This is a genomic window from Collinsella aerofaciens, assembly GCF_027679495.1.
Lineage (GTDB): Bacteria > Actinomycetota > Coriobacteriia > Coriobacteriales > Coriobacteriaceae > Collinsella > Collinsella aerofaciens_AK.
Genome location: NZ_JAQEKC010000019.1, coordinates 13,051 through 35,273, shown reverse-complemented (window position 1 = coordinate 35,273; position 22,223 = coordinate 13,051). Strand labels below are relative to the sequence as shown.

The following is a 22,223-nucleotide window of genomic DNA, read 5'->3' as shown; positions in this document are numbered from 1 at the left end:
TTGCGGGACCCTTTTCAAGTATTTATGCGGTTCGTGATTAGTAGCCCACGATGCCCTGCGGGAAGAAGAACATGCACAGCACGACGCACACGGCAAACACGACAGCCATGATGACGGTCAGGCGGTCAAGGTTCTGCTCCATAACGCCCGTGGCAGAGCTGGAGTTATACAGCGAGCTGGCAATCATATCCGAAACGCCGGTACCCTTACCGGAATGCATCAGGACGAGAATCGTCAGCGCCACGGCAGAAACAGCCCAAACGACAAACAGAAGAATTTGGAACGGACCCATAGATAAGCTCCTTAATAGAACAGTTCAAACTCCAGTACTGTACCACAATCCCCCGCTCTCCCCTACCTGCCACTCAAGGACGGGGTGGAAATGGCAGAAATACCAAAAAGGGGGTTGTCCGGTTGTGGACAACCCCCTTGCTAGAAAACGGTATTTGTTTTCTATTAGGCCTCGGTAGCGAGCACGCGGCCCGTCATCTCGGCGGAAGGCTCAATACCAGCCATGGTGAGCATGGTCGGAGCGATATCGGAAAGACGGCCGTCCTCGATACCGGTGAGCTTGGCCTTCTCATCAACGATGATGAACGGCACGCGGTTGGTGGTGTGAGCCGTAAACGGATGCTTGGAGCCGTCGGAAGCAACGTCAAACATGTGATCGGCGTTGCCGTGGTCGGCGGTAATCAGTGCAAAGCCGCCCTTGGCGAGAATCGCCGGGACAACCTTGGACAGGGCATCGTCAACAGCCTCAACGGCCTTAACGGCAGCGTCGAAGACACCGGTGTGACCAACCATGTCGCAGTTCGCGAAGTTCACGATGTAGAAATCAGCGCGATCCTCGTTGATGGCGGCGACGAGCTTCTCGGTAACCTCGGGAGCGCTCATCTCGGGCTGCAGATCGTAGGTAGCAACCTTGGGGGAAGCGACGAGCACGCGCTCCTCGCCCTCCTTGGGCTCCTCGATGCCACCGTTGAGGAAGAACGTCACGTGGGCGTACTTCTCGGTCTCGGCAGTGTGCAGCTGCTTCAGGCCATTGGCGGCGATAACGTCGGCCAGGACGTTCTCGGGGAACGTCTTGGGGAAGGCGACCTCGACGTCAAACGTCGGATCATACTCGGTCATCGTCACAAAGTGCGAAAGCTTGATCTGCTCGCGCTCAAAGCCGTCGAACTCCTTGTCCGTGAACACGCGGGTCATCTGACGAGCACGGTCGGGACGGAAGTTGAAGAAGATGGCCGCGTCGCCCTCGTGAATGCCCTCGTTGTGGGCAGCGAAGGGCTCGACGAACTCGTCGCCGCGCGGGTCCTTCTCGTAGTAGGCCTTGATACCGGCAACGGGGTCGGTATCAGCATCGGACGCGTTGACCATGACGTCGTAGGCGCGCTGGATGCGCTCCCAACGATTATCGCGGTCCATGGCCCAATAACGGCCCGAGACGGTGGCAACGCGAGCGTCGCAACCGGTCTCCTCGGAGATCTTAGCCAGGAAAGCGCAGAACTCACTCATGTAACCGGCACCGGACTGCGGGTCAACGTCGCGACCATCCATGAAGGCGTGGACGCGAACGGTCTTGACACCGTGCTCGGCAGCCATCTTGACCAGAGCCTCGACGTGGTTCATGTGAGAATGAACACCGCCAGGGCTCATAAGGCCCATGAGGTGGAGAGTCTTACCGTCAGCCTTGACATCGTCCATAGCCTTGACGAAAACCTCGTTCTTGGCGATGGAACCGTCCTTGATGGCATTGTTGATGCGCGAAAGCTCCTGGAACACGATGCGGCCGGCACCGATGTTGAGGTGACCCACCTCGGAGTTACCCATCTGGCCGTCGGGAAGGCCCACGTCCTCGCCCGAAGCACCGAGCGTGGTGTGGGGGTACTTCTCGTACAGGCCATCAAGGAAGGGCGTCTTGGCAGCGGCGACGGCGTTCTCGCCATCGGCCGGAGCAAGGCCGCAGCCATCCATGATAATCAGGAGTGCAGGAAGATGACGTTGTGCCATATGTCCTACTCGCCTGCCTTGACGACCATAGAGGCGAAGTCGGCAGCCTTGAGCGAAGCGCCGCCCACGAGGGCGCCGTCAACGTCGGGCTTGGCGACGAGCTCGGCGATGTTGCCGGGCTTGGCGGAACCGCCATACAGCACGCGGATGCCGTTAGCGAGCTCCTCGCCGAACATCTCCTTGAGGGTCTCACGGATAGCACCGCAGACCTCCTGAGCGTCCTCGGCGGTAGCGGTCTTGCCGGTGCCGATGGCCCAGATGGGCTCGTAGGCGACGACGACCTGCTTGGGGCAGGTGATCTCAAGACCAGCAAGGCCAGCCTTGACCTGGTTCACGACGTGCTCGACATAGGTGCCAGCCTCGCGGACCTCGAGGGACTCGCCGCAGCAGAAGACGGGAACAAGGCCGGCGGCAACGAGAGCCTTAGCCTTCTTGTTCTGGTCCTCGTCGGTCTCGTGGAAGTAGTCGCGACGCTCGGAGTGACCGATGATGCAGTAGGTGCAGCCAGCGGACTTGAGCATGTCGCAAGAGGACTCACCGGTGAAGGCACCCTTGGCCTCCCAGTACACGTTCTGTGCACCGAGGGCAATGGGGGCAGCCTGAATACGGTCATGAACCGTGGTGATGTCGATGGTCGGAGGGCAGACGAGCACCTCGACGCCGGCCGGAACCTCGGGCAGAGCCTGAGCCAGCTCGTCGGCGAGCTTGGCGGCCTCGGCGACGTCGTTGTTCATCTTCCAGTTACCAGCGATAAGAAGGGTGCGATTAGGCATCGAGAAGCGCCTCCACTCCGGGCAGGGCCTTACCCTCGACGAGCTCCATGGAAGCGCCACCACCGGTGGAGATCCAGCTCATCTTGTCGGCCAGGTTGAACTTGTTGACAGCTGCGACAGAGTCGCCACCGCCGATGATCGAGGTGCAGTCGGCCTCGGCGACAGCCTCGGCGATAGCCTGGGTGCCGTGAGCGAAGTTGTCGAACTCGAAGACGCCCATGGGACCATTCCAGAACACAGTCTTGGCGCCCTTGACGGCCTCGGCGTAAAGCTCCTCGGTCTTGGGGCCGATGTCCATACCCTCACGATCGTCGGGGATAGCGTCGGAAGCGACAACCTCGGGGACAGCGTCCTCGCCAAAGTGATCGGCAACGCGGTTGTCGATGGGGAGCAGGATCTTGACGCCCTTCTCCTCGGCCTTCTTGAGCATCTCGCCAGCGCGCTCGACCCAGTCCTCTTCCTTGAGGGACTGACCGACGGACAGGCCCTGAGCCAGGAAGAAGGTGTAGGCCATACCGCCACCGATGATCAGGGTGTCAGCAGAGTCGATGAGGTGATCGAGAACGCCGATCTTGGAGGAAACCTTGGAACCGCCGACGATGGCGACGAAGGGGCGCTCGGGCTCGGCGAAGATGCCGGTCAGCGTGTCGACCTCCTTCTCGAGCAGGAAGCCGGCGACGGCAGGCAGGTAAGCGGCGGGGCCCACGACGGAACCCTGGGCGCGGTGAGCGGTGCCGAAGGCATCGAGAACGAAGACGTCACCATAGGAAGCGAGCTTCTTGGCGATCTCGGGATCGTTCTTCTTCTCACGCTTATCGAAGCGGACGTTCTCGAGAACGAGGACCTTGCCCGGCTCGACGGCGGCAACAGCCTCAGCAGCCTTCTCGCCGTAGGTGTCGGCGACAAAGGCAACGTCGAGACCAGAGAGCTCGGCGAGCTTCTTGGCGACAGGCTCAAGGGAGAGCTCGGGCTGGAAGCCGGTGCCCTCGGGACGGCCGAGGTGGCTCATGAGGATGACGCGAGCGTTGTGCTCAACGAGATAGTTGATGGTGGGCAGGGCAGCCTTGATACGGGTGGTGTCGCCAACGACGCCATCCTTGATAGGCACGTTGAAGTCAACGCGGACGAGAACGCGCTTGCCGTCGACATCGATGTCGCGAACGGTCTTCTTGGTAAAGGCCATGTTTGCTTCTACCTTTCGTACGTGTCTGCCTCCCATTACGGCAGACGATTTCTTATAAAAAGGGCGCGACCTTAGGGTGTAAGCCCTATAAGGCCGCGCCCTTCTTTAGACGCTCAACGAGCTATTCGCTAAAAGCTAAATTAAGCAACGAACTTCTCGAAGTACTTGATGGTGCGGACCATCTGAGAGGTGTAGGAGTTCTCGTTGTCGTACCAAGAGGTGACCTGAACGAGGGTCTGACCGTTGCCGAGGTCAGAGCACATGGTCTGAGTGGCGTCGAAGATGGAGCCGTGGGTCTCGCCGATGATGTCGGTGGAGACGATGTCGTCCTCGTTGTAGCCGAAGGTCTCGGAGATGGTGGCAGCGTAGGCCTTCATAGCGGCGTTGACCTCGTCGACGGTGACCTTCTTGTCAACGACAGCGTAGAGGTTGGTGATGGAGCCGGTCGGCGTCGGGACGCGCTGGGCGGCACCGATGAGCTTACCGTTGAGCTCGGGGAGAACCAGGCCGATAGCCTTGGCAGCACCGGTGGTGTTGGGGACGATGTTAACGGCGCAGGCGCGGCTACGACGCTTGTTGCCCTTGCGCTGCGGGCCGTCGAGCGGCATCTGGTCGCCAGTCCAGGCGTGAATGGTGGTCATGATGCCGGACACGATGGGAGCGAAGTCGTTCAGACCCTTGGCCATCGGGGCGAGGCAGTTGGTGGTGCAGGAAGCAGCGGAGATGATGTTGTCCTCAGCGGTCAGCGTCTCATGGTTGACGTTGTACACGATGGTGGGCAGATCGCTGCCAGCCGGAGCGGAGATGACGACCTTCTTGGCGCCAGCGTTGATGTGGGCCTGAGCCTTAGCCTTGCTGGTGTAGAAGCCGGTGCACTCGAGAACGACGTCAACGTCGAGGTCGCCCCAAGGCAGGTTGTTGGCGTCGGCCTCCTTGTAGATCTTGATCTCCTTGCCGTCAACGGTGATGGAATCCTCGCCAGCAACGACCTCGTGATCGCGAGCGTAGTTGCCCTGCGTGGAGTCGTACTTCAGCAGGTAAGCGAGCATATCGGGAGAGGTGAGGTCGTTGATAGCGACGATCTCGGAGCCCTCATGACCGAACATCTGACGGAAAGCCAGACGACCGATGCGACCGAAGCCGTTAATAGCAACCTTTACTGCCATTGTGTCTCCTTTCGTAAGGCCCCCGCGAGCTACAGCGCCCGCCGTTGAGGCCCACAAACTAACCACTCGCCTAATATACCTTTTTTTTGACTTGAATTTCACGAGAATGCTCGAAATTGAAAATCAAATTTACGTTAAAACGTTTTAAAGACTAAAATAGCAGTTAAATCCATATATAAGTCGATACTTCAAACTACCTGTTTGCTTCAATGAGCTTTTCAAGCCGTAAAACACGATGGTAGAGGGCCGACTTCGACAAGGGAGGGTCAGCCATCTCCCCCAAATCACGCAGTGACAGATCGGGGTAGCGCTCGCGCAGGTCGCAAAAGACCGCCAAGGCATCCGGAAGCGCATCGCGAAGGCCACGCTGCTCGAGCTCATCGATCAACGCAAGCTGATGCTGGGCGGCACCGGCGCTTCTGGTCTGGTTGGCGAGCTCGGCGTTCACGCGACGGTTTACGTCGTTCTTAACCAATTTGACCGCGCGCGCTTCCTCGATCTCGGCAACGCTGCGCTTGGCGCCGACCAGCTTTAGGAGCTGCTCGATCTCCTCGGCGCTCTTAATGTACACGGCATATGACCCCCGCCGCGCATTAACACGAGCATGGACCCCAATCTGCTCCAACAGATCGCAAAGCCCCTTGGCATATTGCTCGCCCTGCACCGCGATCTCCAAATGAAAATCGCCGCGTGGATCGGCCACGAAGCCGCCCGCGATGAGCGCGCCGCGGATATAGGCAAGCCTGCAGCAGGGACGGGCAACGATATGTCGGGGCACGCCGGCGACAAGTCCTCCCCTGCGGTCGAGGATGCCCAGCAGCACCAGAGCCTTATCCAGGTCTGGCTGATCAGGCAAGGTGATGAGGTAGTTTCGAACCTTATGCAATACAGATTTACGAACGGTGAATTCCGTTTTGAGCTTAAGGATGCGATGCGTCAGTGTGATCATCGTGCGCGCGACGGCGCCCGTCTCGGTCGCGACCGTCAAACGATACCGCCCGGAGCCGGCCAGCGAAAGTGTACCGCTCACACGCGTCAGGGCGGCAAGCGTCGACAAATCGCAGTATTCACATTCGGGTTCGCAGCGCGCGAGTTCGTCACGCACCTCGGCGGTAAACGACATGCAGGCCTATGCTTTCGTGTTGGCGCGCGACAGGTCGCGGTGGGAAATGCTCACGTGATATTGAGCGCCTTCCAAATAACGTGCCGTGGCCTCGGCGATGGCAACGCTGCGGTGTTGACCGCCCGTGCAGCCGATGGCAATAGAAAGCTGTGGCTTGCCCTCCGCGATATAGCCCGGCATCACCGTATCGAGCAGCTGCGTCCAAGCTTTCCAGAACTCCTGGGTCTTGGGATGGTCCAGAACAAAGTCGGAGACCTTCTTATCGAGACCGGTCATGGTGCGCATCTCGGGATCGTAGAACGGATTGGGCAGGAAGCGAACGTCGATCATAATGTCCGCCTCAACGGGCATACCGTGCTTAAAGCCAAACGAGAACACGTGAACGTCCATGAGCTGCTGGTCGGACAACTCGGAGAACGCCATGCGCAATTTGTTGCGCAGGGCAGAGGTACGCAGGCGGCTCGTGTCGATGATCATATCGGCTCGGTCGCGCACACCCTGCAGCTGCAGGCGCTCGCGCTGAATCGCATCGGCCGTAGTCTCCCCCGGCTTGGCAATGGGATGGCGGCGGCGGTTTTCGCTATAACGACGGATCAGCACCTCGTCAGAGGCCTCGAGAAACACGATGTCACAGCTCATCTCGCGCTCCTCGAGTGCGGCAACGGCATCGAGCAGCTCATCGAACAAGCCCTGGCTGCGCAGGTCACAGGTGACGGCGAGATGCCTGCCCACGCCCGTATTGATGCCGACGAGCTCGGCAAGCTGGGCGATGAGACGCGGAGGCAGGTTATCGATGCAAAAATAGCCCATGTCCTCGAACACGTGCATGGCCTGTGTGCGGCCCGATCCGGACATTCCGGTGATGATGACGATATCGGGGATGCGCTCCGAGCGCTCCGCCGCATCCATGGCATCTCCCTTTTGCATGTGCTGCCTCCCGAAAACAAGCGCGGGACCCAGCAACCCGGATCCCGCGCGGTCAATTGCCTATATTGAGTATACCGCCCCGAGCGGATACGAGGCCTGTCTTACGCCTCAAGTGCAGCCTTGAACCAACTCGTAATACTCGTGGGGTGCGTGATGGCGGTGCCGACGACAACGGCCCAGGCGCCAGCATCGATCGCGGCGCGAGCCTCCTCGGGCGTATGCACGCGACCCTCGCAAATGATAGGAAGGCCGGGGAATTCCTCAGTCGCCTGACGCAGGAGCGGCAGGTCGGGGCCATCGGCCATGGTGCAGTCGATGGCGGCGACGCCGTGAGAAAGCGTGGTGGATACCAGGTCAAAGCCCATATCAACAGCACGGCGAATATCCTCGATGGTGGCACAATCCGCCATCAGGAGCACACCCTCCTCGTGCAGCGGGCGGAAGGTATCCTCGACCGTCTTGCCATCGGGGCGCGGACGATCGGTGGCGTCGATCGCCACGATATCGGCACCGGCAGCAACGCAGGCGCGAGCGTGACGCAGCGTCGGCGTGATGTAAACGCCCTCGTGCCCATCCTTCCACAGGCCGATGACGGGAACCTCACAGCGACCCTTAATGGCGGCAATGTCGGCAAGGCCCTGGCAGCGAATGGCGGCGGCGCCGCCGAGCTCGCAAGCGCGAGACATTTGCGCCATGGTCTCGGGCGTACGAAGCGGCTCGCCCATATACGCCTGAACGCTCACGACGAGCTTGCCCTTCAGGGACTGGATCAAAGGATCAACGGTCATGTTCGACTCAACCTTTCTCAAAACAGCCTTCTGAGACGCCGCACCTTGACGTTCAAACCGTCGCTCGCGTACCGAAGTACGCTTCGCTCCTCTTTCACGTCAATCTGCGGCACCTCAGAAGGCACACTTGGTAGTTATGTTTACTTCAACGAAGCAAGAAGATGCTCGGCGGCACCGATGAGCGGAGCATCGCCCTCCAGAGAACCGATGAGGATCGGCGTGTCCTGAAGCGGATCGAGCGCCTGGCTGGCATAGCCCTTGTGCACCGAATCCTTCCACGTCTGCGAACGCCAATCGGGACCTTGGTGAATCACGCCGCCCGAAAGCACGATGACCTCAGGGTCCAGGATGTTAGCGAGCGAGCCCAAGCTGGCCCCCAGCGCAAAGCCGGCGTCATGGATGACCTCGGTCGCCTTTGCGTCGCCCGCACGGCACAGATCGTTCACATCGCGACCGACCGAAGGACGGCTGGGGTCGACGCGGCCAAAACGCTCATCGTACATTCGACCAATGGAAGTGCCCGAAGCAACCGACTCCAGATGGCCGGAACGCCCGCAGGCGCAGGGAATGCCGGCGGCAGCCGAACACTCAATGTGGCCCATATGACCGGCAGCACCATGGAAGCCCTGCATCACGCGGCCGCTCTCGACATATGCGCCGCCGATACCCGTGCCGATGCCAAGACACAAGACGGAGAACTTGCCCTTGCCGACGCCCCAGTGGGCCTCGCCCAGAGCATGAGCCTGCACGTCGCCCACAACGGCAACGGGAAGACCGAGGTCCTCGCGCAGACGCGGCCCCAACTGAACGCCGGACCAGCCGGGCATGATCTCATTGGCATACGCGATGGCGCCCGTCTTGGGATCGACGACGCCGGCGGCGCCGATACCGACGCCAAGGACCTCGACATCGGGATTCGCCTCGAGAGCGGCCTTGATGGACGCCTCGATACGCTGGAAGACGGCCTCGCCGCCCTCTTGGGCCTCGGTGGGAACCTCGGCCTCAAAGACGGGACGGGGCACACTACCGTCAGCCGGGTACTCCATGATGGCAGTCGCGATCTTAGTTCCGCCGATATCGACAGAGCAGACGTACTTGTTCTCCATGTCGCTCTCCTTAGGAGATAAAAACAACTACAGGAAATGAAGGCTGCGTTATCGCCGCAGCTTGGTAAAGGTTTCCCGGGTGTCCGAGGTTGGGGTGAAAGCGGTCGGGCGTTGACCTAATGGGTCACGCTCGACCGCTTGAGCCCCAAGATCGGGTGCCCGGGGAAGCTTTACAGGAGACCGTTGTCCTGGAGGACCTTCTTAATAGCCTCGACGTTCTCGCCGGTCATGGCCTTCACCGGGCGCGGCATGGTCGGGCTGTCGAAGATACCCATGAGGTTCATAGCGGTCTTGAAGGCGCCGACGCCACCGGCATAGCCCTGGACGCCCGAGGTGACATCCCAGATATGCGAAATCTCATTGAGGCGATCCTGCTCGGCCTTGACGGTAGCCCAGTCACCAGCCTGAGCGGCCTTCCACTGACGCACGTAGCCCTCGGGCTCAACGTTGGCGAGACCCGGGACGGAACCGTCGGCGCCACCGAGGTAAGCGCCGTCGACAACAACCTCGTGACCGGTGAGGATGCTCATCGGATGGCCGTTCTTCTCGTTCTCCTGAACGAGGTAGCGGAACGAGATGTCATCACCCGAGGAATCCTTGACGCCGGCCAGAACGCCCTCGGCACCGAGCTTGGCAAGGAGCTTCCAGGGGAGCTTGGTGTGGACACACACGGGGATGTCGTAGGCGAAGATGGGCAGGTCGAGTTCCTCATGCAGGATGCGGAAGTGCTCCTCGACCTCGGTCATGCCCTGCAGGGCATAGAACGGGCAGGTGGCGACGAGAGCATCGGCGCCCAGCTCCTGAGCGACCTTACCGTGCTCGATCATGCGCTCGGTCTCGGTGTCGATGATGCCGACCAGAACGGGAACGCGGTGGTCGACGATACGGACGGCCTCGGCGATGATCTGACGGCGACGCTCGTCGGTGGAGAAGACGACCTCGCCCGAGGAGCCCAGGAAGAACAAGCCATCGACGCCGGCATCGATCATGCGGTTGATGCTGCGCTCAAAGGAGGCAACGTCGAGCTGGTGATCTTCGGTATCGGGAACAACGACGGGAGGGATAACGCCGGTGAATTTCTGAGTTGCCACAAGAATCTCCTTAGTTGTCTGGCGGGCAGCCCTATGCCGCCCACTCTTGTTGGCAGTGTCCAGGCCGCCTAGGCCAAAGAACACGGGTAGAACGTTTGGTTAAAGAAGTCGACGACTTCGTTTTCGAACGCATTGATGCGCTCGTGAGCGTATTTGGCATAGACGATATGCCTCCGGTCACACTCAAGACCGTTGAATACGGCAAACTGGCCCTTGGGGTCGCTCGCGGCATCCATGAGCGATGTGCCCATGAGCACCGATCCGCGCACCCGAGACGACAGCGCCTCAAGGCCACCGGGAATTGGATTGGCAACCGCCGTGCAGGCGAGGCCCCGCTCGTCCAGAGCAGAAACCGCCAGCGCGACTCCGCCGCCAAGGCCCTCGCCCCATGCAAAGATGCGGTCGGGGTCCATGCCATCAAGATTGCGCGCCACCTTCGCCAACGCGCAACCCCAACGGACGCGCTCGACAAAAGCGGACGAAGAAATCCCCCGCTGCAGGTCGTCCGCACCAGCAACATCGTCATCCAGCGCGAGGACGGCATACCCCATGGCGGCAAATCTCGTCATGTGATGCCAGCCGCGCACAGGCCGATCGATGTCGTGGAACATCAGGCACAGCGGCACGCGCTCAGATACTCGGGCACGACCGACAGGCTCGATCAAACGAGCGTGAATCGCATCGTCACCGAGCTCAAAGGAGACCTCCGAGTAACGGGCGCAGGGGTTAACAAAGTCAATCGCCGTAATGGCCAAGCCTTGAATCTCAAGATTCGAAGCGCATGTCTCTAAATCAGAAACATCTGCTTGGACATCACCGCGCCAGTCCCGATATTCTGCGAGCCTTGACGAAACCGTTCCAGGAATTCCCACGAGCCCGGGGACAATCAGCTCGTCAACATTGCTCTCGCACTTAGACATGAGCCTCCCCTCCCTTGCAGAAAAACGGAATGATCAAATCGTCAAAATCCTGAATCTCCTCGTGGCCAAAGCCTTCAAAGAACTCATGACGCTTTTCGCAGGTCAGGTTGTTATAGACCGCAAACTGCGTCGCTGGCGGACAGACGATATCGGCTGTGCCAGTGCCAAACAGCACGGGGCATTTGACCATAGGGGCAAAGTTCTTGGAATCGAAGTACGCCAGCTTGGCATAGGCTTCGTCAATACGAGTCGAGTCCTCATCAAACCAGCGAGACCAATAGCGCAGGCCTTCGTAGGCAATGTCGTCGGCATCCAAATCCCAGACCAGGCGGAAATCCGACAGGAAGGGATAGAGGATGGCGGCACGATTGATAAGCTCGCTATTAAGCGCACAGGTCGCAATACCCAAACCGCCGCCCTGCGACGCGCCGTTCACAAACACACGGGCAAGATCGATGCCCTCGAGCTCACGAACAATACGGCACAGGATTCGAATATCTTGGTGTAAGCGGACATAGTAGAGGTTGGCCGGGTCGCCGTCGATGCCGGCGACGATATGCCCGGCAACCGTTGTGCCCTCAAATCCACCAATGTCCTCGGAGGGACCTCCTTGGCCGGGGCAGTCGAGGGCGATGAGTGCCATGCCCATGCCCGCAAACGACGCCTGCTCAAACCAGCTGCGGCTTGCACCCGGATACCCATGAAACTGAAGCACCAATGGCACGGGCTCGTCCGAGACGGGTTTAAGGTACTTGGCATGCAGGCGAGCGCCACACATGCCGGTATACCAGAGGTCGAAAAGCTGGCAGGTCGCGGCATCGGTGACCGATGCCGTCTCGATCGCATAGTCAAGCCCGACGGCGTCGGCCTCGGCCATGCGATCCTTCCAAAAGAGATCGAAATCTGATGGACGGGGCATGGCGCCTCGATATTCACCAAATTGATGTTGTAGCTCCTGAGCACTTGGCATGGCTCGTGAACCCAACCTTTCGAAATCGCAACGGAGGTGCGCCCGGCAAGGGAACCGGGCGCACGGGAGGGAAAGCGAGGTTACTCGCCGAGCTTGGGATGCAGCAGCGACGGCGCAGCGCCGAGCAGCATCTTGGTGTAGGGGTCCTGGGGGTGCTGGAAGACCTGCTTGGCCTCGCCCTGCTCGACGATCTTGCCGCCATTCATAACGATGATGTCGTCAGAGATATAGCGGACCGTCTGGATGTCATGGCTGATGAACACCATGGCCAGGCCGAGCTCCTTCTTAAGGTCAGTCAGCAGGTTCAGAATCTGCGCGCGGACCGAAACGTCCAGAGCCGAGGTGGGCTCGTCGGCGATGATGGCATCGGGGTTCAGCGACAGGGCACGGGCAATTGCGACGCGCTGACGCTGGCCGCCCGAAAGCTGGCCGGGAAGAACCTCGGCAGCGGAGCTGGGCAGACCGGTGAGCTCCAAGAGTTCCTTGACGCGCTTCTCCTGCTCGGCCTCGGTACCCAGGTTGTGGACGCGCATGGGGTCGAGCAGCTGCTCGCGAACGACCATGCGGGGGTTGAGCGCCGTGGCCGGGTTCTGGAACACGACCGAGATGACGCGACCCATGTGGCGACGGTCCTCGGCGGTACGTTTGGTAACGTCCTTGCCCTTAAAGTAGACCTTGCCGCTCGTGGGGGCCTGCAGGCCGCACATGACGTTAGCGGTGGTGGACTTACCGCAACCGGACTCGCCGACGATGCCGATCGTCTGACCGGGCATGAGCTTAATCGTTACACCCTGGACGGCGTGAACCAGGTTGGGGTGCAGAATCGAGCCGGTACGGGTCCTAAAGGTGACGTGGACGTCATCAAGGAAGATGATCGGCTCGACGCCGTTGACTGCGGTATCGCTCATCTACATCACCTCCGCGTGAGGGGTCAAACCATTTGCCTTGAGCACCTCGTCGGGGAGCTCGGAATAGAAGTGCTCGGTGCCGGGCACGCGCTTGAAGACCGGACGGGTATCCAGGCCAATACGCGGATGGCTCGAGCGGGGTGCGAAGCGATCGCCCTTGGGGAAATCGCGCGGGCTGGGAACGGCGCCGGGGACCTGGTGCAGACGGCCCGAGCCGCTCTCGATGGACAGAACGGAGCCCAGAAGACCGCGGGTGTACTCGTGGATCGGGTTGGTGAGCAGCTCCTTGGTGGGTGCCTGCTCGATAACCTGGCCAGCGTACATAACCGTGATGTTATGGGCAACCTCGGCGACCAGAGCCAGGTCATGCGAAACAAAGATCATGGCAAAGCCGAGCTTGGCCTGAAGATCGTTGAGCAGCTTGATGACCTGCTTCTGGACGGTAACGTCCAGAGCGGTCGTGGGCTCGTCGCAGATGACCAGCTTGGGGTCGCGGGTAAGGGCCATAGCGATCAGGACACGCTGACGCTGGCCGCCGGAAAGCTCGTGCGGATAGCTCTCGAGCGTGCGCTTGGGATCGAGGCCGACGAGCTCCAGGAGCTCCTCGGCGCTGCGGGTTCCGCCGCGCTTGGTGAGCTGCTTCATCTGGGCAGAGATGAGCATGGAGGGATTAAGCGAGGACAGGGCGTCCTGATAGACCATAGCGATATCGGTACCGCGCAGGCCGAACCACTCCTTCTTGCTCATCTTGAGCAGGTCGCGACCCTCCCAGAGAACCTCGCCGGAAAGATGCTCGTCATCGTCGGTCAGGCCCATGATGGCCAGCGTGGTGATGGACTTACCGCAACCGGACTCGCCCACCAGGCCCATGGTCTGACCAGGACGAACGTCAAAGTTGACATGGTCGACGACGTTGATATCACCGTGATGCTCAAACTGGATGCAGAAGTCACGGACCGAGAGAATCGGCTCAACGGACTCGTCGGGCACGTGGCGATCGTCACGCTTGAGCTCGACATCGCGCAGGGCGCCAAGGCGAGCGGAGAGGGACTGGGCCTGCTCCTTGTAGGCGCGAACGGGGTCGGAGACCAGCAGGTCGGCCTCGCGACGCTTGGAGGAATCGGTAGGATCCAGGGCAGCGGAGGGAGCAGCGGCCATGGCGTCGGTAATGCCCTCGGAGAGGATGTTGAGCGCCAGGCAGGTGATCATGATGGCTAGGCCCGGGAACAGCGCCTGCCACCAACGACCGGCGAGCACGCCGCCGCGGGCGTCGGCGAGGATGTTGCCCCAGGTAGCGGTGGGCTCCTGGATACCAGCGCCGATGAAGGTCAGCGAGGCCTCGAAGATGATGGCGTCGGCGACCAGGGTAACGGTGAAGACCATGATCGGGGCGATGCAGTTACGCAGAACATGCTTAATCAAAATCCACGGAGCCTTGGCGCCGGAAACGATGACCGCGCGGACATAGTCCTCGCCGTACTCGGACACGATATTGGCGCGTACGATACGGGCAATCTGCGGAGTGTACATAAAGCCGATGGCGAAGATGATCGACGGCACGGAGTTGCCCAGGATGGAGACGAAGACGGCCGCGAGGGCGATGCCCGGGATGGACATGATGATGTCCAAGATACGCATGATCGTCTCGGAGACGGCCTTGCGCGAAACCGCTGCAAGGGCGCCCACGACCGAGCCGCAGACCAGAGCCATGGCGGTGGCGCCAAAGCCGATAATCAGCGAGTAACGACCACCGTAGAGCATACGCGACAGAATGTCGCGACCCTTATCGTCGGTACCGAAGATAAATCCGTTGCCGGGAGCCTGGCGAGCCGTAAAGATCTCGACCGGGCTATAGGGGGCAAGAAGGGGCGCCAGAATCGCAGTCAGGGCGACCAGCACCAGCACGACGGCGGCAATCTTAGAAGACAGCGTCATCTTCTTCCAGCCACCGAGCTTGAGCCCCTTGGAGGCAGCCTTCTCGAGCTGCTCGGTTTGCTTCTCTCGAATCTTTACCATAATCTACACCGTCCTGATGCGCGGGTTGATGAGCAGGTAGAGCATGTCAACCACGATGTTGATGATGATGAAGGCAAGAGCAACGACGATGACGACGCCCTGAACCAGGTTCGCCTCGTTGCCCTGAACGCCCTGCAGAATCGCGGTGCCCATGCCGGGGAGGTTGAAGATAACCTCGATGACGACGGCGCCGCCCATGAGGTAACCGATCTTAAGACCGAGGGTGGTGACCGGGGTGATCAGCGCATTGCGAAGAACGTTGATGCCGACGACGACCTTCTCGGGAACGCCGGCGCCGCGAGCCATACGGACATAATCCTTGTCGAGCTCCTCGACCATGGCGGTACGCACGATACGAGTCATCTGGCCCGTCAGCGGAAATGCCAAGGCGATAGCGGGCATGATCATACGCCCCAGATAGCCAACCGGATTCGTGGTGAAGTGAGGCAGAGCGCCCGATGCCGGGAGCACCTTAAGGTAGGAAGAGAACAGCAGGATCAACAGAACGGCAAGCCAGAACGACGGGGTTGCCAAGCCGGCGATGGAAAAGACACGGATTACTTGGTCCGGCCATTTGTCGCGATACAGTGCCGCGATGACGCCGAGCAAAAACGAAACGACCGCACCGATGGCAAGACCGATGAAGGTCAGCTGCATCGTGACGGGCAGGGCCGTGGAGATGCGCTTGGCAACGGAGTTGCGGGCAGCACCATAGGTGCCCATGTCGCCATGGATCAAATCGCCCATATAGCGCACGTAGCGCACGGGCCAGGGGTCGTCCAGACCATACTTCTCATGGTACTCGGCAACCGCCTCGGGCGAGGCACCGTCACCCAACGCCGTGTAGGCGGGGTCGGTCTTGGAGAACGACATAAGGAAGAACACCAGGACGGTGACGCCCAATGCCATGATCGGCAGCGCCACAAGACGCCTTCCAATCAAACGTAGCAAGTTGTTCACGTTCTCTCCCCTTTCTTTTGTCGGTAGGACCAACTGGTATATGAGTACGGATACTCATTACAAGACCCGAGCGACATCGTTGCCGCCCGGGTCTTTGTTTCAACTATGAGGATACGGTCCCAACGACCGACATCCTGCATATAGACTCAAGCGAGTCTTACGCCTTGACGGTCGCAACGCCCCTGAAGGACATGCTCGTCGTGCCGATGCCCTTGAAACCATCGAGGGCCTCGCCATTGGGCGCAGTGGACGGATCGTCCCAAGAAGCGGAGACGGTCTTGACGTGGACAACGGGGTACAGAACGGCGTTGTCGGCAATGATGTCGAAACACTCGTTCCACTTCTTCTGCTGCTCGTCGCCCTCGGCGGCAAGAGCCTCGTCCATGAGACCGTGGAGCTTCTGCCACTCAGCGGACTCCTTCCACGGGCAACGGGTCTGCATCCAGACGTTGTCGCCGTACCACCAGTTGAGCAGCAGGTCGGGGTCGGCGCCGAAGCAGGAAGGATCGCCAGGGGCAAGGAGGATATCGTAGGCCTCGCCGCCGTCGATGGCGGCGTAGGTGGCCGGCGAGGTATCGGTCTGGATGGTCACATCGAAGCCGAGAGCGTCGAGGTCGTTCTTGACCTGGGCGGCCATGCCCTTAATCTGCTCGTTGTCGGTGGTGCGCAGGGTGATGGCACCCGGGGTGATGCCAGACTCCTCGATGAGCTTCTTAGCCTTCTTGGTGTCGGTCTTGTACACCGTGGAAGCCTCATGATAGTTGGTGAAGCTCTTGGGCAGGTAGCAGCTGGCAGCGGTGGCAAGGCCGGCGAAGGTGTTGCTGACCATCTTCTCGGTGTCGAGCGCATACATGACAGCCTGACGGACCTTGACGTTGTTCCAAGGCTCCTTGGCGACGTTGAACATGATGAAGCGGGTGCCGAAACCCTGAACGTTGTCAATCTTGCAGCCGGCGCTCTCGAGCTGGTCGACGGCGTCAGCGGTAACGAGCTCCATAACGAGCGTGGAGCCCTCCTGCTGAGCGGTAACGCGAGCAGTGGGGTCGGTCAGGATGCTGTACTGGATCTTCTTATCCTCGGCAGCATACTCACCGTTGTACTCGGGGTTGGGAACCAGGGTGATCTCGGTATCGGAGATAGAGTCGTACATCCAGGGGCCGGAGCCGATCGGCTGCTTGGCGCGATCCTCCTCGGTCTGGGTGGCCGGGGTAACGCGGACGATGGCCAGACGATCCTTGAGCAGGGAGAAGTTGGGGACCTTGGTCTTGACCGTCACGGTGCTGGCGTCCTTGGCCTCGATGGACTCGAAGGGCTGGAAGAACGGAGCATAGGTAGCGGAAGCGGCGCAAGCGGTGTAGGAGGCAACGACATCGTCAGCGGTGACCTCGGTGCCATCGGAGAACTTGGCGCCCTTGCGGATGGTGACCTCGAAAGTGGTGTCGTCCACAGACTTGGGATCGTCGGTGGCGAGCTCGTTGAAGGTGCTGTAGTCGTGGTAATCGATGCCGTAGAGGCCCTCGACGACGTGCCAGTTAGCACCCAGGCCCACAGCGGAGCCGGTGCTGGCGGGATCGAAGCTGGACGGAGCGTAAGCGGAACCAGCGGTGATCACGCCGCCGCCACGGTTGGCGGAATCGGTGGAGCCGGAAGCGGAACCCTCGTCGCTAGAGCTGCCACCGCAGCCAGTGAGACCAAGGCCGGCGACAGCAGCGACGCTGCCGGTGAGGCCGAGGAACGAACGCCTGGACATACCCTTGTTGATGATGGCCATGTCTTCTCCTATCAATAGAGAATCTTACTCGGGAGCACCTAGACTTGCCCCCGCGCAACTTGCGGACGATATATACCTTACCTACCGACGAACCCAACTGAGGTGCCGCGCTCGGCGACCGATACATACATACGCTTGAACGGTATTTACTACCGTTCACCGAATTCATTGACAAATGATTCGCCAGACAGTATGTATCGACGAGGTGAGATATCAGTCTTCGTCAACCCGCAGGATAGCAGGGTTGTTCACCATGACTAGTCAAACGTTTTAGCGTTAATAAAACCCGAAACCAGCATGCAATCATGGCGAAATAAATGGTTGAAAATCACGCAATCATGTATATCAGTAGTTTAGGCTCGTGTTTAGCTATCGGAATGGCCAGCCGCCGCCTCGGCGCGCTCGGCATTCCACGCAACGAGCGCCTCGTGGACCGCCTTGGCAACATCGGCAGGTATGCCGCGAACTTCCGCGATCTCTTGCTCGCTCGCCGCGCGCAAACGCTTCATCGAACCAAAATGGCGCATAAGGGCACGTTTTCTGGTGGGTCCCACGCCTGGAACGTCATCGAGTACCGAAACTGTCATGGCTTTATCGCGCAACTCACGATGGAATGTGATTGCAAAACGGTGCGATTCATCGCGCACCTGTTTAATTAGATAGAGCGAAGCAGACCCGGTCGGCAGCACGACGGGAGTCTCGTCCCAAGGCACAAAAACTTCCTCATCGGCCTTTGCCAAGCCACAAACTGGTATATCGAGCCCAAGAGCCTCAAGTTGCTTGATCGCAGCGGTCAATTGCGGCTTACCGCCATCGACAACGAGCAAATCGGGGCGCGAGCCAAAGCGCTCGTCGGCCATGCGCTCGGGAGCATAGCGTCGTCCCAAAACCTCGGACATCGACACGAAGTCGTTTGCCTCGTCCAATTCGGCCTGAATTTTAAAACGACGGTACTGGCTCTTGTCGGCGCGTCCGTTGGTAAACACCACCATCGAGGCGACGGTAAAGGTTCCATGCAGCGTCGAGATATCGAAGCACTCGATACGCATCGGCGGCGCCGGCAGCGCCAGCGCGCTTTCGAGCTCCAGGAGCGCTTGATTGGTGCGGTCGTCAGCGTACCCCGTTCGCATCATGTAGCGCATGAGGGCATGGCGCGCATTTTTGGATGCCATATCGAGCAAACGGTGCTTTTCGCCACGCTGCGGCCTATGGAGATGGCAGGAACGCTCGCGCTTGCCTGCAAGCCACTCCCCCAGCGCCTCCGCATCCTCAAGCTCGACAGAGAGGTTTATCTCAGCTGGAATATCGGCCGTCTCGTCGTAATAGCGCTTAAGAAAGCCCGACTGGAGCTCTTCCTCGTCAACATCAAGACCCTTGTCGAGAATGAACTCGCAGGTGCGAACTGTTCGGCCCTCGCGAACGACGAAGACGCAAGCGGCGGAGATGGTCTCCTCGCGATAGAACCCGATGACATCGATATCGACACTGGAGGGAAAAACGACTTGCTGACGATCGTCCAGACCCCTGATGACCTCCAAACGACGTTTGACGCGTGCCGCGCGCTCAAAGTCGAGCGCCTCGGCGGCATCCGTCATCTCGGAGGTCAGCTCATCGACGACATCCTTGCGATGGCCCGACAAAAAGCGCTCGACACGCTTGACGTTCTTGGCATAGTCTGCCGGGGAAATCGCGCCGACACACGCACCCGGGCCGCGCCCGACATGGTAGTCAAAGCAGGGACGCCCGTTTTGCGCGCAAATCATATTGACGATGTCTTCCTCGCCCTTGTGGGACTCAACGATACGGCGACAACGACGCCACTCCGCACAGGATGCGGAGCAGATGGGAATAACCTTGCGCAGCGTATCTATCGTCTCACGTGCCGCACGGCTATCGGTATAGGGTCCAAAATAGCGCGTTCCCGGCTTATGACGCTCACGCGTATATTTGATAGCGGGATACAGGTCGCCCTTTGTAATGGCGATAAAGGGGTAGCTCTTGTCATCCTTGAGGTCGACGTTAAAGTACGGATGGTACTGACCAATCAAATTGCGCTCGAGCACCAACGCCTCATGCTCGGTCTCCACCACGATATAGTCAAAGCTCGCCACCAGCTGCATCATCAGCGGAATCTTTTGACGCTCATCCTGCAGTGTCACGTATTGACGCATGCGGGCGCGTAGGTTTTTCGCCTTGCCCACGTAGATGACATCGCCCTTGGCATCCTTCCAAAGGTAGCATCCGGGCTGTGTGGGAACGCGCGAAACCTGCTCGGCAAGCGTTGGAATGTTGTCGTGACCGGCCACGCGCACCTACTTGCGACGAAGCAGCGCCGAGACCTCGGGCATCTTAAGGACGACGGCAAGGCCAAAGGTAACAGCAAGCGAGACGACACCCGCAACGCAAACATAGCCAAGAGTAATCAGAATCGAACCGCCAAGCGCCCCGACAAAGTGCTCAAGCGCCCACATGACGCCGGCGCCTGCGGCAGCACCCAGGCCACCGAGCAAAAGGCCAAAGAAACCGCCATGTAGGATAGATTTGACCTGAAGGCCACGCAGACGACGACGCAGCCACCACAGCGAACAACCGACCAAGATCACGTAGTCGACGACATACGAAAGCGCGATTGCCGGCATGCCGAAGCCCAGCACAACGCCAAACAGCAGAACCGAGCCGGCCTGGCCGATGGCAGAATACAGGCAATAGCGGCTATAGGGCTTCATGTCGAGCAAGGCAGAGAAGCTCTTCTGCATCAACACGACCACGCCGTAGAGCGGCAGCGAGAGCGCCAGGTAGACAAGGTACTCGGACACCAGCGTCACGCCGGATTCATCGAACTTGCCAGCACAGTAGATCATGTTGAGCGGACGCGCGAAGACAATCAGGTACAGCGCGAACGGAATCAGGAAGAACAGCATCTGGGCGACGCCACGCGAAATGCCCGTGCGAACGCTGTCGTAATCCTTCTCCTGTGCGTCGTGAGAGAGCTCGGTATAGAGCGCCGTCGAAAGCGAGGCGGCAATCAGCGCGTAGGGCAGCGTGTACCACAGGCGCGCATAGGCGATGACGGAAGGACCAGTCTCGGGCTGGACCACCAGCGCGGCAGCGTTGGTGATAGAAGTCGAGACAAACATGCACACCGTGGCGAGCAGCGTCGGGATACCGAGCGCAATCGTCTGCCGCAGTGCGGGGTCCTTAAAGTCGATATGGATATGGGGATGCACGCCGTGCTTGCCAAGCGCGGGGATCTGACATGCCATCTGAACAAAGACACCGAGGGTCGTACCGGCCGCAATCAAGATGATGCCGGCACGTTCGCCAAACTGTGCGGACACGGGCGCAAAACCCATAAAGCTCGCAATGACGATCACATTGTTGAGGACCGGAGCAAACGTCGACCAGAAGTAGTCGCGGTGTGCGTTGAGAACGCCCGAGAACACCGAGCCCAAACCATAAAACAGAATCTGGATGGCAAAGAAACGGAACATGAACGCAGCGGTATCCATGCTGCCGCCGTCACCCGAAAGGAACGATTGCGTCCAGATAAAGCCCGGGGCGAACACGGTCCCCAGCAACGAAATGCCACCCAGCACCAAAAGCAGAATGCCGAGCAGGTTGCCCACGTACTCGTTTGAGGCCTCGCGACCCTGCTCACGCCTCACGCCCATGTACACGGGCAAAAACGCCGTCACGAGCATGCCGCCCATCACGAGTTCGTAGAGCATATTGGGCAGGTTGTTGGCGACCTGATAGGAGGACGAGAGTAGCGACATGCCGATAGCGGCCGCCATTGCCCACGTGCGGATAAAACCGGTGACGCGAGACACGATAGTCAGGATGGTCATAAGCCCGGCGGAACGACCAACCGTGGAGTAGTCCGACGAGCCCATGTCGTCAGTGTCATCTCGCGACGAAGAAGCTTCGGATGAGGGTGTCTGAGGCGCAGATTCTTTTGCAAAATGAGCTCCGCGCTTCAATTCTTCCTGCGGCATCGCTCAGTCCTCTCTCGTAATCGCGGCAACCGTCGCCCCGCAAAATGCAATTAAATCATCGGGTGCAAGCTCGAGCTGATAACCACGCTTGCCTCCCGAAATAAAAATGGTATCCCAAAGGACACATGTCTCATCAATGAGCGTCCGGTAGCGTTTTTTCATACCGACCGGGCTGCAGCCGCCGCGAACGTAGCCAGTCGCCGCAAGCAAATCCTTCACATGCATCATGGCCAAGGACTTCTCCCCCGCGGCACGCGCGGCGGACTTTAGATCGAGCTCGTCGGCAACAGGGATGCAGCACACGACATAGTCGTTGGACGGTGTCACACAGACCAAAGTCTTAAATCCTTGACCGGGCTCCTCGCCAAGCTGCTCCGAAATCGCGACCCCCAGGCCCACCGACTCATCGCCATCGTCTTCGTACGTATGTAGAACATAGGAAATGCCGGCGCTTTCCAGCTCGCGCATCGCATTGGTTTTTGGCGTCTTTACAGCCTTTGCCATGACATATCCTTT

General features: G+C 59.7%; 19 protein-coding genes. All 19 read right to left on the bottom strand.

Going from position 1 to position 22,223, the window contains the following annotated elements:
* Positions 1 to 37: 37 nt before the first annotated feature.
* Positions 38 to 292 carry a preprotein translocase subunit SecG gene (gene secG, locus PGW49_RS07685; RefSeq protein ID WP_006236144.1) on the bottom strand — a complete coding sequence of 85 codons (255 nt, stop codon included), beginning with the start codon at positions 290 to 292 and terminating at the stop codon, positions 38 to 40.
* A gap of 164 nt (positions 293 to 456) precedes the next feature.
* Complete coding sequence (gene gpmI, locus PGW49_RS07680; protein WP_055310511.1) at positions 457 to 2,010, bottom strand: 2,3-bisphosphoglycerate-independent phosphoglycerate mutase; 1,554 nt, start codon at positions 2,008 to 2,010, stop codon at positions 457 to 459.
* Between the two features lie 5 nt (positions 2,011 to 2,015).
* Positions 2,016 to 2,783, bottom strand: a complete 768-nt coding sequence (gene tpiA / locus PGW49_RS07675; protein WP_022094882.1) for a triose-phosphate isomerase — start codon at positions 2,781 to 2,783, stop codon at positions 2,016 to 2,018.
* Positions 2,776 to 3,966 carry a phosphoglycerate kinase gene (locus tag PGW49_RS07670; RefSeq protein ID WP_006236149.1) on the bottom strand — a complete coding sequence of 397 codons (1,191 nt, stop codon included), beginning with the start codon at positions 3,964 to 3,966 and terminating at the stop codon, positions 2,776 to 2,778. Before PGW49_RS07670 ends, tpiA begins: the two co-directional genes overlap by 8 nt.
* Before the next feature lie 140 nt (positions 3,967 to 4,106).
* On the bottom strand, positions 4,107 to 5,132 hold the full coding sequence (gene gap / locus PGW49_RS07665) for a type I glyceraldehyde-3-phosphate dehydrogenase (protein WP_022094880.1): 1,026 nt from the start codon (positions 5,130 to 5,132) through the stop codon (positions 4,107 to 4,109).
* A 193-nt stretch (positions 5,133 to 5,325) separates the two neighbouring features.
* Complete coding sequence (whiA, locus tag PGW49_RS07660; protein ID WP_195246818.1) at positions 5,326 to 6,255, bottom strand: DNA-binding protein WhiA; 930 nt, start codon at positions 6,253 to 6,255, stop codon at positions 5,326 to 5,328.
* Positions 6,256 to 6,261: 6 nt separating this feature from the next.
* Entirely contained in the window at positions 6,262 to 7,182 is a 921-nt protein-coding gene (gene rapZ, locus PGW49_RS07655) for an RNase adapter RapZ (RefSeq protein ID WP_022094878.1), read from the bottom strand.
* A gap of 101 nt (positions 7,183 to 7,283) precedes the next feature.
* Positions 7,284 to 7,970, bottom strand: coding sequence for an N-acetylmannosamine-6-phosphate 2-epimerase (locus tag PGW49_RS07650; protein WP_022094877.1), 687 nt, complete (start codon positions 7,968 to 7,970; stop codon positions 7,284 to 7,286).
* A gap of 140 nt (positions 7,971 to 8,110) precedes the next feature.
* Positions 8,111 to 9,076, bottom strand: a complete 966-nt coding sequence (locus PGW49_RS07645) for an ROK family protein (protein WP_195246821.1) — start codon at positions 9,074 to 9,076, stop codon at positions 8,111 to 8,113.
* Positions 9,077 to 9,246: 170 nt separating this feature from the next.
* The gene (locus PGW49_RS07640; RefSeq protein WP_035138887.1) at positions 9,247 to 10,167 is read right to left on the bottom strand and encodes a dihydrodipicolinate synthase family protein; all 921 of its coding nucleotides are present in this window, start codon (positions 10,165 to 10,167) and stop codon (positions 9,247 to 9,249) included.
* Between the two features lie 68 nt (positions 10,168 to 10,235).
* Positions 10,236 to 11,087 (bottom strand): acetylxylan esterase, encoded by an 852-nt coding sequence (locus tag PGW49_RS07635; protein ID WP_195232148.1) that lies wholly within the window; start codon positions 11,085 to 11,087, stop codon positions 10,236 to 10,238.
* The gene (locus PGW49_RS07630; protein WP_195246822.1) at positions 11,080 to 12,057 is read right to left on the bottom strand and encodes an acetylxylan esterase; all 978 of its coding nucleotides are present in this window, start codon (positions 12,055 to 12,057) and stop codon (positions 11,080 to 11,082) included. Before PGW49_RS07630 ends, PGW49_RS07635 begins: the two co-directional genes overlap by 8 nt.
* 80 nt (positions 12,058 to 12,137) lie before the next feature.
* Positions 12,138 to 12,965 (bottom strand): ABC transporter ATP-binding protein, encoded by an 828-nt coding sequence (locus tag PGW49_RS07625; protein ID WP_138112022.1) that lies wholly within the window; start codon positions 12,963 to 12,965, stop codon positions 12,138 to 12,140.
* On the bottom strand, positions 12,966 to 14,981 hold the full coding sequence (locus tag PGW49_RS07620) for a dipeptide/oligopeptide/nickel ABC transporter permease/ATP-binding protein (protein ID WP_035138893.1): 2,016 nt from the start codon (positions 14,979 to 14,981) through the stop codon (positions 12,966 to 12,968).
* 3 nt (positions 14,982 to 14,984) lie between these two features.
* Positions 14,985 to 15,941, bottom strand: a complete 957-nt coding sequence (locus PGW49_RS07615; RefSeq protein ID WP_035138896.1) for an ABC transporter permease — start codon at positions 15,939 to 15,941, stop codon at positions 14,985 to 14,987.
* 157 nt (positions 15,942 to 16,098) lie between these two features.
* Complete coding sequence (locus PGW49_RS07610; RefSeq protein WP_161144836.1) at positions 16,099 to 17,712, bottom strand: ABC transporter substrate-binding protein; 1,614 nt, start codon at positions 17,710 to 17,712, stop codon at positions 16,099 to 16,101.
* A 365-nt stretch (positions 17,713 to 18,077) separates the two neighbouring features.
* On the bottom strand, positions 18,078 to 20,018 hold the full coding sequence (gene uvrC, locus PGW49_RS07605) for an excinuclease ABC subunit UvrC (protein ID WP_333494011.1): 1,941 nt from the start codon (positions 20,016 to 20,018) through the stop codon (positions 18,078 to 18,080).
* A 6-nt stretch (positions 20,019 to 20,024) separates the two neighbouring features.
* Positions 20,025 to 21,605: a murein biosynthesis integral membrane protein MurJ gene (gene murJ / locus PGW49_RS07600; RefSeq protein WP_161144834.1), complete on the bottom strand. Its 1,581-nt coding sequence runs from the start codon at positions 21,603 to 21,605 to the stop codon at positions 20,025 to 20,027.
* A gap of 105 nt (positions 21,606 to 21,710) precedes the next feature.
* Complete coding sequence (ybaK, locus tag PGW49_RS07595; RefSeq protein ID WP_006236166.1) at positions 21,711 to 22,211, bottom strand: Cys-tRNA(Pro) deacylase; 501 nt, start codon at positions 22,209 to 22,211, stop codon at positions 21,711 to 21,713.
* Between the last annotated feature and the right edge of the window lie 12 nt (positions 22,212 to 22,223).

What these genes read in the sequence shown, in the direction of transcription:
- secG (WP_006236144.1), bottom strand. Translation starts at nt 292, where the DNA reads ATGGGTCCGTTCCAAATTCTTCTGTTTGTCGTTTGGGCTGTTTCTGCC.
- gpmI (WP_055310511.1), bottom strand. Translation starts at nt 2,010, where the DNA reads ATGGCACAACGTCATCTTCCTGCACTCCTGATTATCATGGATGGCTGC.
- tpiA (WP_022094882.1), bottom strand. Translation starts at nt 2,783, where the DNA reads ATGCCTAATCGCACCCTTCTTATCGCTGGTAACTGGAAGATGAACAAC.
- PGW49_RS07670 (WP_006236149.1), bottom strand. Translation starts at nt 3,966, where the DNA reads ATGGCCTTTACCAAGAAGACCGTTCGCGACATCGATGTCGACGGCAAG.
- gap (WP_022094880.1), bottom strand. Translation starts at nt 5,132, where the DNA reads ATGGCAGTAAAGGTTGCTATTAACGGCTTCGGTCGCATCGGTCGTCTG.
- whiA (WP_195246818.1), bottom strand. Translation starts at nt 6,255, where the DNA reads ATGTCGTTTACCGCCGAGGTGCGTGACGAACTCGCGCGCTGCGAACCC.
- rapZ (WP_022094878.1), bottom strand. Translation starts at nt 7,182, where the DNA reads ATGCAAAAGGGAGATGCCATGGATGCGGCGGAGCGCTCGGAGCGCATC.
- PGW49_RS07650 (WP_022094877.1), bottom strand. Translation starts at nt 7,970, where the DNA reads ATGACCGTTGATCCTTTGATCCAGTCCCTGAAGGGCAAGCTCGTCGTG.
- PGW49_RS07645 (WP_195246821.1), bottom strand. Translation starts at nt 9,076, where the DNA reads ATGGAGAACAAGTACGTCTGCTCTGTCGATATCGGCGGAACTAAGATC.
- PGW49_RS07635 (WP_195232148.1), bottom strand. Translation starts at nt 11,087, where the DNA reads ATGTCTAAGTGCGAGAGCAATGTTGACGAGCTGATTGTCCCCGGGCTC.
- PGW49_RS07630 (WP_195246822.1), bottom strand. Translation starts at nt 12,057, where the DNA reads ATGCCAAGTGCTCAGGAGCTACAACATCAATTTGGTGAATATCGAGGC.
- PGW49_RS07625 (WP_138112022.1), bottom strand. Translation starts at nt 12,965, where the DNA reads ATGAGCGATACCGCAGTCAACGGCGTCGAGCCGATCATCTTCCTTGAT.
- PGW49_RS07620 (WP_035138893.1), bottom strand. Translation starts at nt 14,981, where the DNA reads ATGGTAAAGATTCGAGAGAAGCAAACCGAGCAGCTCGAGAAGGCTGCC.
- PGW49_RS07610 (WP_161144836.1), bottom strand. Translation starts at nt 17,712, where the DNA reads ATGGCCATCATCAACAAGGGTATGTCCAGGCGTTCGTTCCTCGGCCTC.
- murJ (WP_161144834.1), bottom strand. Translation starts at nt 21,605, where the DNA reads ATGGGCTCGTCGGACTACTCCACGGTTGGTCGTTCCGCCGGGCTTATG.
- ybaK (WP_006236166.1), bottom strand. Translation starts at nt 22,211, where the DNA reads ATGGCAAAGGCTGTAAAGACGCCAAAAACCAATGCGATGCGCGAGCTG.